This window comes from Moraxella sp. CTOTU48268, assembly GCF_032069585.1.
Lineage (GTDB): Bacteria > Pseudomonadota > Gammaproteobacteria > Pseudomonadales > Moraxellaceae > Faucicola > Faucicola cinerea.
The window spans coordinates 1-8,960 of sequence record NZ_DAMALV010000057.1 but is presented as its reverse complement, the minus strand read 5'-3'; the positions used below and the strand labels follow the sequence as shown (position 1 = coordinate 8,960).

The window sequence follows — 8,960 nt, the reverse complement described above, 5'->3', positions numbered from 1 at the left end:
GTTTTACTTGTTTGTAAACTCTTCGTCGCTCAGTGGTGGCGTATTATACGTGAATTAAGATGGGTGTCAACAGGAAAATATAAATAATTTTAAATTAATTACTAACTTTCTTTTATACTGATGATTTTATTCATATTTTAGCTGTTTAAAAAACTCAAATCTTCTTCTGGACGCTTGGTAAACACTTCGCAGCCGTTTTCAGTAACCATTAGTGTGTGTTCCCATTGGGCGGACAATTTACGGTCTTTAGTGATTACCGTCCATTTATCGGGTAAGGTTTTGGTTTGCCATACACCTTGGTTAATCATTGGTTCAATGGTAAATGTCATGCCTGTCGTCAGTTGTAAACCGGTATTCTTTTTACCATAGTGCAGAATTTGTGGTTCATCATGGTACACGTCACTAATTCCATGCCCGCAATATTCTCTTACTACGCTAAAACGCTCTGGTTCCGCCACCGCTTGAATCGCTGCGCCAATATCGCCTACATAGGCGCCATTGCGAACGGCTTTCATCCCCGCATATAGTGCGTCTTGGGCAATTTTGCAGATACGCTGCGCCATGATTGAGCCTTCACCGATAATCCACATTTTTGAAGTATCGCCATGATAGCCATCTTTTATCACTGTAACATCAATATTGACGATATCGCCATCTTTTAGGATACGGCTGTCATCGGGAATACCATGACAAACCACATGGTTGATTGAAGTACAAAGCGTATGCTGGTAGCCATGATAGCCGACATTGGCAGGAATGGCTTTTTGGACATCGACAATATAGTCATGGGCAAGCTTGTCTAATGCCCCGGTCGTTACACCTTCTTTGACATATTCATCTAACATCACTAAAACGTCGGCGGCTAATTTACCAGCGACGCGCATTTTTTCAACGGCTTCAGGGTTATTTAATAATGTTTTCATACAATAATTATCTGATTTTGCAAAAATTTAAGAAGACGTATTATAGCCCTTTTCGCCTTTTTCACAAAACTACTATTTGTTTAAACAGTTGTTACTTGAATTTTGGACGGGTTGTAACTATTGTGATGTTCTACAATGACAACAAGGGTTAGGAACGTCTATGGCTAATTCAATTAATATCGATACACAGAAGTATGTAAGACCGTCTGAAGCTGAAATCAAGGCAAATTTGAATGATGAGCAATATTATGTGACACAGCAAAACGGCACTGAACGCCCTTTTAGTCATGAATATGATCACCAATTTGAACGTGGTATCTATGTGGATATTGTCAGCGGTGAGCCGCTTTTTAGCTCATCAGATAAGTATGACTCAGGTTGTGGTTGGCCCGCCTTTAGTAAACCGATTGATACAGCAGTAATCAATGAATTGTTTGATGACAGTCACGGTATGCGACGTACTGAAGTGCGTAGCCGTGTTGCTGATTCGCATTTAGGCCATGTGTTTAATGATGGTCTTCCTGAGCTTGGCGGCATGCGCTATTGCATCAATGGCGCGTCGCTACGTTTCATCCCTGTGAACGAGATGGAACAAGAAGGGTATGGTGACTTAATCGGATTGGTTGAATAATCGCCATGTGATTTTGCTAAAACATATAGCTTAACCATATAAAAATGTGTTAAAATAGCAGTTTGTCATTTTATCTTAAAATGGCAAATTGCTTTTTTTATTTACTAACATGACACACACATTGCTATTTTCAAGCTAACAAACTTGATAAGAGTTAAGCTGGGTGTTTGCAAATTTGATTAATTAAAATCCTGTAGATTTTGATGCGTGTTTGCAAATCGGCTTAATCGGTAATGTGGAGGCATAACCCAACTTTACTTAAGGAAATCTCATGGCGTCAGCTAATCCTACCCAAGTTTCAATGCGTGATCTTTTAGAAGCCGGTGCACACTTTGGTCACCAAACTCGTTTTTGGAATCCAAAAATGGGCAAATTTATTTTTGGTGCACGTAACAAAATTCACATCATCAACCTTGAGCACACCGTTAAAGCGATGAACGAAGCACTAAACTTCGTAAATCGTGAAGCAGCACGTGGCAACAAAGTACTATTTGTTGGTACTAAACGTGCAGCAAGCAACGTTATCAGCGAACAAGCCGCTCGCGCTGGTATGCCTTATGTTGACCATCGCTGGTTAGGTGGCATGTTAACCAACTGGAAAACCATCCGTCAGTCAATCACTCGTTTGAAAGAATACGAAAAACAAGCTGAAGACGGTACGTTTGCTAAGCTTACCAAACGTGAAGCGTTAGAGCGTACTCGTGAAATGGAAAAACTTGAGCGTGCCTTAGGCGGTATCAAAAACATGAACGGTTTACCTGATGCAATTTTTGTGGTTGACGTTGACCATGAAGCGATTGCAATCAAAGAAGCAAAAAACTTAGGTATCCCTGTTATTGGTATCGTTGATACAAACTCAAACCCAGATGACGTAGATTATGTCATTCCTGCCAATGACGATGCGATTCGTGCGGTAACGCTATACGTATCAGCGGTTGCAGATGCAATTATCGCTGGTAAAGAATACGCTAAAACTCAAGGCGGCAAAGCAGCAAATCAAGAAGAAGCAGTAACTGAAGCACCAGCAGAAGCTGCGGCAGAATAATGGTTACCGCAGTATCATAGCAGCACATTGCTTAGGTTGTTATGATACTGTCATCAAAATTTTATAAACTAACTTTGATAGGTAAACACAAAATTAGTTTATAAAAATTCGAATTTGTAGCGTAATATTAAAGGGCAAAAATCACCCATTTTTGTCCTTTAATCTCCAACTGTTTAGACAATAAACAACCCAATTCTCATCTATAATGATAATCAATTGAGGTATCTCATGGCAGAAATTAGTGCAAAACTGGTAAAAGAATTACGTGACCGTACAGGTCTTGGTATGATGGAATGTAAAAAAGCCCTGCAAGAAGCAGACGGCGACATCGAAACCGCAATCGATAACTTGCGTAAATCAGGTCAAGCAAAAGCTGCTAAAAAAGCAGGTAACATTGCTGCTGATGGCGCTATCATTATCGCCCAAGAAGGTAACAAAGCCTTACTACTTGAAGTAAACTGTCAAACTGACTTCGTGGCAAAAGATGCTAACTTCACCGCATTTGCGAACAAAGTAGCTGAACTTGCGCTTGCCAATAATACCACTGATGTAGCGGCTATTTCTGCATTGCCGTATGGCGATGGTCAAACGGTTGAAGAAGCCCGTGTTGAGCTCGTACAAAAAATCGGGGAAAACATCCAAGTGCGTCGTGCAGAAGTGATTGAAGGTGACAACCTAGCCTCTTACCGTCACGGTATCCGTATTGGTGTAGTGGTTTCTGTTGAAGGTGGCAATGCAGACATCGCAAAACACGTGGCGATGCAAGTTGCGGCATTTAACCCAATTGCTGTTGATGAAGCCAATGTACCTGCTGATACGCTAGCGCGTGAAAAAGACATCATCGAAGCGAAAGCGAAAGAGTCTGGCAAGCCAGAGGCCGTGATTGAAAAAATGATTACCGGTGGTCTACAAAAGTACTTGAACGAAGTAACTTTGCTGAACCAACCTTACGTTATCGACAACGAGAAAAAAGTTGGCGATATATTAAAATCTGAAGGTATGACGGTTAAAGCATTCAAACGCTTAGAAGTGGGTGAAGGCATCGAGAAAAAACAAGAAAACTTCGCTGAAGAAGTGGCGGCGGCACAAGCAGCAGCCGCTAAATAATAAGCGACAACCGCTAGGTTGTAGACTTGTTAAAAATACCCCATAATTTTGGGGTATTTTTTTGTCTAATTTTTTTATTTTTTAAATTCAAAAAAGCGAGTTGAAGGCTCGCTTTTTTATGTGAAGCGATTAATTGGCTGCGGCTAACGCTTGCTCAAGGTCAGCTTTGATGTCGTCAATATGCTCAATACCAATGGATAAACGAATCATGTCTTCGCTAACGCCTGCTTTTTGCAACTCTTCAGCATTTAACTGGCGGTGCGTGGTAGTTGCAGGGTGGCAAGCGAGTGACTTGGCATCACCGATATTGACCAAACGGGTAATTAATTGTAGCGCATCAATGAACTTCGCCCCTGCTTCACGACCGCCCTTTAACCCAAAGGTTAGAATCGCTGATGGCTTACCACCAAAGTATGTTTGCGCAAGCTTATGCTCTGGATGGTCGGTTAATCCTGCGTACTTGACCCAAGCCACTTGCGGATGATGGTTTAAAAATTCTGCCACGGCTTGGGCATTTTGGCAATGTCGCTCCATACGCAAGGCTAACGTCTCTAGCCCCAGCATAATTTGCCAAGCGTTCATGGGGCTTAGTGCCGCACCGGTATTACGTAAGGGCGCAACGCGTGCGCGGGCAATAAACGCCGCAGCACCCATGGCTTCGACAAAATTGACACCATGATAGCTGGCATCTGGGGTATTTAAAATCGCAAAACGTTCTTTGTGAGCGCCCCAATCAAATTTGCCACTATCGATAATCACACCACCCACCGACGTGCCCGAACCACTCACATATTTGGTCAATGAATGAATCACAATATCAGCACCATGCTCAAATGGACGACACAATGTTGGCGTGGCGACGGTGTTATCAATCACCACAGGTACGCCTTTGCTATGGGCAAATTCGCTGATTTTTGCGATATCCAGTACGTTACCCAATGGATTGCCAATACTTTCGCCGAATACCAATTTAGTACGTTCATCAATCAAATCAACCAAGGTCTCAGGTTTGGTATAATCAAAGAAACGCACTTCGATACCTTGACGTGGCAGCGCATGGGCAAATAAGTTGTAAGTACCGCCATACAAAGTTGATACTGAGACGATGTTATCGCCTGCCTCACATAGGGTTTGGATGGTATAAGTAATCGCCGCCATTCCTGATGCCACCGTCAATGCACCGATGCCGCCTTCTAATGCTGCCATACGGGCTTCAAGCACTGCGTTGGTTGGGTTCATGATACGGGTGTAGATATTACCAGCAACTTTAAGATCAAAAAGGTCAGCACCGTGTTGGGTGTTATCAAAGGCATACGAACTAGTGTGGTAGATAGGGACAGCGACAGCTTTGGTGGTCGGTTCTGGTTCGTACCCTGCATGAATGGCGAGCGTTTCTAGGCGATAGGGTGGGCTCATATATATTCCTTTAATTTAGTTTAATTAGCAAAAAAAATCTCTTTTGCATTGTAACGAGTTGCTAATCAGTTTTGCAAATTCACAATAGAGCATTATTGGAACATTAATGCTGTGTTTTGGAATATCTATTGGTGGTGAATGGGCGTCTAAAAGTGCGCCATATATCCATTGATAATCACCAATGATAGACAAACAAACACAGCACCACTAAGCTTTGTAAAAGAAGCCGATACCTTTTGGTACGCACCATATATTGAAACAAGCTATCGTTATTGCTGACTTTCACGTAATTACCCTAGACAAAGATAAATTAGAAAAAATAAATAATAGATAAAACTCACCGTTAAATACACAATTTACCAAAAGCTTTGAACCTGACTATATTGTTTATACTCCTTATATCATCATAAACCCTAGAGAGCAATTCAGACAAAAACACCCTTAAAATAGTGTCAAATATATGTAAACTAGCCTGCCAATTCAGCGAAAACAAGCGTAAAAGTATCTTTAGCTTGTAAAAAAACCCATAATGACCGTTGTCAGTATGGGTTTAACCAATGATATTAAAGCAGGGGTATTAAAGCCATAGTATCGAAGCCATATGATTAAAGCGTTGACTCGTATCTAAATTAGCTTATAGCTGTAACTCACTGATATCTGCAACCGTTAAAAACAACCCACGCACTTTTTTTAGCAACGCCAACCGATTGGCTTTGAGGTTAGCATCTTCACTATTCACCATGACCTGCTCAAAGAAGTCATCCAATGGCTGCTGCAGCGTGGCTAGCGATTGTAAAATTTGGGTGTAGTTGGCGTTGTCAGTGTGTTGATGAGGCTCAATACTTTGCGCTGCAGTTTGCACCGCTTGATACAATGCCTTTTCCGCAGGCTCTTGTAAATAAGCCGTTTGTACTTGGGTTGCAATCTCACCCTCAGCCTTGGCTAAAATATTGGCAACACGTTTGTTGGCCTCGGCAAGTTGTTTGGCTGGTGGCAAATCACGGAAGGCTTGTACGGCTTTGATACGATGGTCAAAGTCCATTGGCACTTGCGGTTGTAGCGCCTGTACCGCCATAATTGTATCCACGCTCACGCCTTGGTCTTCATACATGGCACGGTAGCGTGAATTAATAAACTCCATTACTTGTTTGAAAGTTTTTGGTAAGTCGTCAATTTTGCCTACATAACCCAATAAAGCTTGCTCAAGCAATACCACCAGATTTAGTGGCAGTTGTTTCTCAATCAAAATACGCAGTACCCCAATCGCCGCGCGGCGCAGACTAAACGGGTCTTTTGAACCCGTTGGCGCTTGGTCAATGCCAAAAATACCGACCAGCGTATCCAAACGGTCTGCTAATGCCAGCGCGGTTCCAATGTTGGTCGCCGGTAATTTATCACCGCTAAATTTTGGCAGATATTGCTCTTCGATTGCCGCCGCCACCGCTTCTGGCTCTTGGTTTAAACGTGCATAGTAAGTCCCTGCCACGCCTTGCAATTCTGGAAACTCACCCACCAAGGTACTGGCAAGGTCTGCTTTTGACAGCAAGCCTGCCCGTGCCGTTTGCTCAACGTCTTCGCCAATTTGGGTAGCAATAAAGGCAGCTAGCTTGGCAATACGCTCAGATTTTTCCCAAATTGTCCCTAACTTATCTTGGAATACGCGAGTTTTGAGATTTTCAGTCAGCGCAAACAATGGCTGTTTTTGGTCTTGTAAAAAGAAAAACTCGGCGTCGGCAAGGCGTGGACGTACCACTTTTTCGTTACCGGCAATCACTTGCGCTTTATCTTTACTATCGATGTTACTGATAAAGATAAAATAAGGCTGCAATTTACCTTGGTTGTCAGTCAAACAAAAATATTTTTGATCCGCCTGCATAGTACTAATCAAGGCCTCTTGCGGCACTTGTAAGAATCGTGGCTCAAAGCTTGCGCGTAGCGCTACTGGATAATCGACCAGCGCAGTGACTTCATCAAGTAAATCTTGCGATACGATAGCAGTCGCCCCTACTTCATCGGCAAGCTGTTGCACTTGTTCTTTGATAAGCTGCTGGCGTTTGTCAAAATCAGCGATGACATGCGCCTCGGCAAGGTTTTGCTCATAGCTGTCCGCCGTGTCAATTCTAACCCTATCAGGATGATGGAAACGATGTCCAAGACTATAACGACCCAGTTCAACGCCCTGCGATCCTGTCTCACCCGACGTTAATCCTTGAATCGTTGCTGGCAGCACTTGGTCGTCTTTGAGTAGCACCAACCATTTGACAGGGCGAACAAACTCAGAACGCTCTGCGCCACTGCGCATGCGTTTGGCAATCGGCAACTCATCTAAGGCTTTTTGAAAAATACTCGGCAGTAACTCAGCCACAGGCTGACCAATAACATTCATTTCATAGCCGATATAATCGCCTTTATCACCTTTGATGGTAATCAAATCCTTGACGTCAATACCCAAGCCTTGGGCAAACCCTTGCGCCGCTTTGGTTGGATTACCGTCCTTGTCATAGGCAGCTTTGACTGCAGGACCGCGTTTTTGTTCGATTTTATCGGGCTGTTTTTCACTAATTCCTTGAATCTGCAAGGCAAGACGACGCGGGGCGGCAAAGCTTTTAATGGTATCAAAGCGAATATTGGCATCTGTTAGCGATTGGGTGACATGGTCAGTGAGAGCATCACGCAATGTTTTTAGATTTTTTGGGGGCAATTCTTCGGTGCCAAGTTCAAATAAAATAGTAGACATGCTAAAGCCTTGTTGATTCAAATAGGGTAAATATAGGCGATTATAGCAGAAATTTAAGCCATAAAAATGCCCCATCAGAGGGGCGAATCAAGAAAACCGTCAGCGCAAAACGAAAATTAAACTTATCGGCTGGCGCTTGCCGAAGTCGTTACAGCGGTTGTAGCGACTGGCGTATTGACTGCCGCTTTTGGTTTGGCTTTGGCAGGATTGATCACAAAATTAATCCCTAACAACAACAGCGTCACCCCTAAAATCGGGCGCAATTTTTTCTCAGGTAATTTACTGCTCAATAGTGTGCCTACAATAATGGCAGGAATCGCGCCAATGAGCAAAAAGGTCAGCATGTGAAAATCCACACTGCCTGACAGCAAATGCCCGAGACCTGCAACCAAAGTTAATAGCACCGCATGTACCACATCCGAGCCGATGATACGAATGAGGGGCAATTGGGGAAAAATGAGCACCAGCGCCATGACGCCAAATGCCCCTGCCCCAACCGACGATAAGGTCACTACTACCCCGAGCAATATGCCCATCAGCACCAATTTATATTTGGGGATTTGGGAGGTGAAACTGTCAGTTTGGTCAGTTTTGCGGTATTTGTCAAAAAACGCCTCGATACGGTTGCGAAAAATCAGCGAAATCCCGGTAATGGTCAACATCACGCCCAATATCAAGGTCATGATTAGTTTGATGGCGTTGATATTACCCAAGTAAGTAGCGACGAGATAGTTGGTGACAATGGAGGCTGGAATGCTACCAATCGCTAGCCATAGCACGATTGGCCAAACGACATTTGATTTTTTAAAGTGAACCACACCACCAAAAAACTTGGAAATAGCGGCATATAGCAAATCGGTGCCGACAGCAATATGCGGCTCTACTTTTAGCAGTAAAATCAGAATCGGCGTCATCAATGACCCACCGCCCACGCCGGTCACACCTACGCAAAATCCGACAAAAATACCCGCTAAAATAAAATAAAGTTCCACTCACCGCCCCTTGTTACCTGGCTTACTTGCTGCGGCTATTGTAGTAGAATAGCACGTTGTTGCCCTGTGGCGATTTTTGATATAAATATGCGAGATTAGAATATTCTGA

At 43.2% G+C, this 8,960-nt stretch carries 7 protein-coding genes; 3 read left to right on the top strand and 4 right to left on the bottom strand.

The features are described 5' to 3' along the window. Positions 1–137: 137 nt before the first annotated feature. Positions 138–923, bottom strand: a complete 786-nt coding sequence (gene map / locus RT143_RS11815) for a type I methionyl aminopeptidase (protein ID WP_062332270.1) — start codon at positions 921–923, stop codon at positions 138–140. A gap of 160 nt (positions 924–1,083) precedes the next feature. On the opposite strand from map, the gene msrB reads away from it, so the two are divergent. The 3 genes from msrB (at position 1,084) to tsf (ending at position 3,706) form a co-directional block, all read left to right on the top strand. Next, positions 1,084–1,554, top strand: coding sequence for a peptide-methionine (R)-S-oxide reductase MsrB (msrB, locus tag RT143_RS11810; RefSeq protein ID WP_065253765.1), 471 nt, complete (start codon positions 1,084–1,086; stop codon positions 1,552–1,554). 271 nt (positions 1,555–1,825) lie between these two features. Next, positions 1,826–2,599, top strand: a complete 774-nt coding sequence (rpsB, locus tag RT143_RS11805; RefSeq protein WP_050324911.1) for a 30S ribosomal protein S2 — start codon at positions 1,826–1,828, stop codon at positions 2,597–2,599. A gap of 228 nt (positions 2,600–2,827) precedes the next feature. Beyond that, positions 2,828–3,706 (top strand): translation elongation factor Ts, encoded by an 879-nt coding sequence (gene tsf, locus RT143_RS11800; RefSeq protein WP_313093233.1) that lies wholly within the window; start codon positions 2,828–2,830, stop codon positions 3,704–3,706. A gap of 129 nt (positions 3,707–3,835) precedes the next feature. Here the strand turns inward: tsf and RT143_RS11795 are convergent, their stop codons facing one another. From RT143_RS11795 to RT143_RS11785, 3 genes are all read right to left on the bottom strand, one after another. Further along, positions 3,836–5,122, bottom strand: coding sequence for an O-acetylhomoserine aminocarboxypropyltransferase/cysteine synthase family protein (locus RT143_RS11795; RefSeq protein ID WP_313093231.1), 1,287 nt, complete (start codon positions 5,120–5,122; stop codon positions 3,836–3,838). Between the two features lie 634 nt (positions 5,123–5,756). Beyond that, complete coding sequence (gene glyS, locus RT143_RS11790) at positions 5,757–7,859, bottom strand: glycine--tRNA ligase subunit beta (protein ID WP_313093230.1); 2,103 nt, start codon at positions 7,857–7,859, stop codon at positions 5,757–5,759. 122 nt (positions 7,860–7,981) lie between these two features. After that, positions 7,982–8,851: a sulfite exporter TauE/SafE family protein gene (locus RT143_RS11785; RefSeq protein ID WP_313093229.1), complete on the bottom strand. Its 870-nt coding sequence runs from the start codon at positions 8,849–8,851 to the stop codon at positions 7,982–7,984. Positions 8,852–8,960 lie beyond the last annotated feature (109 nt).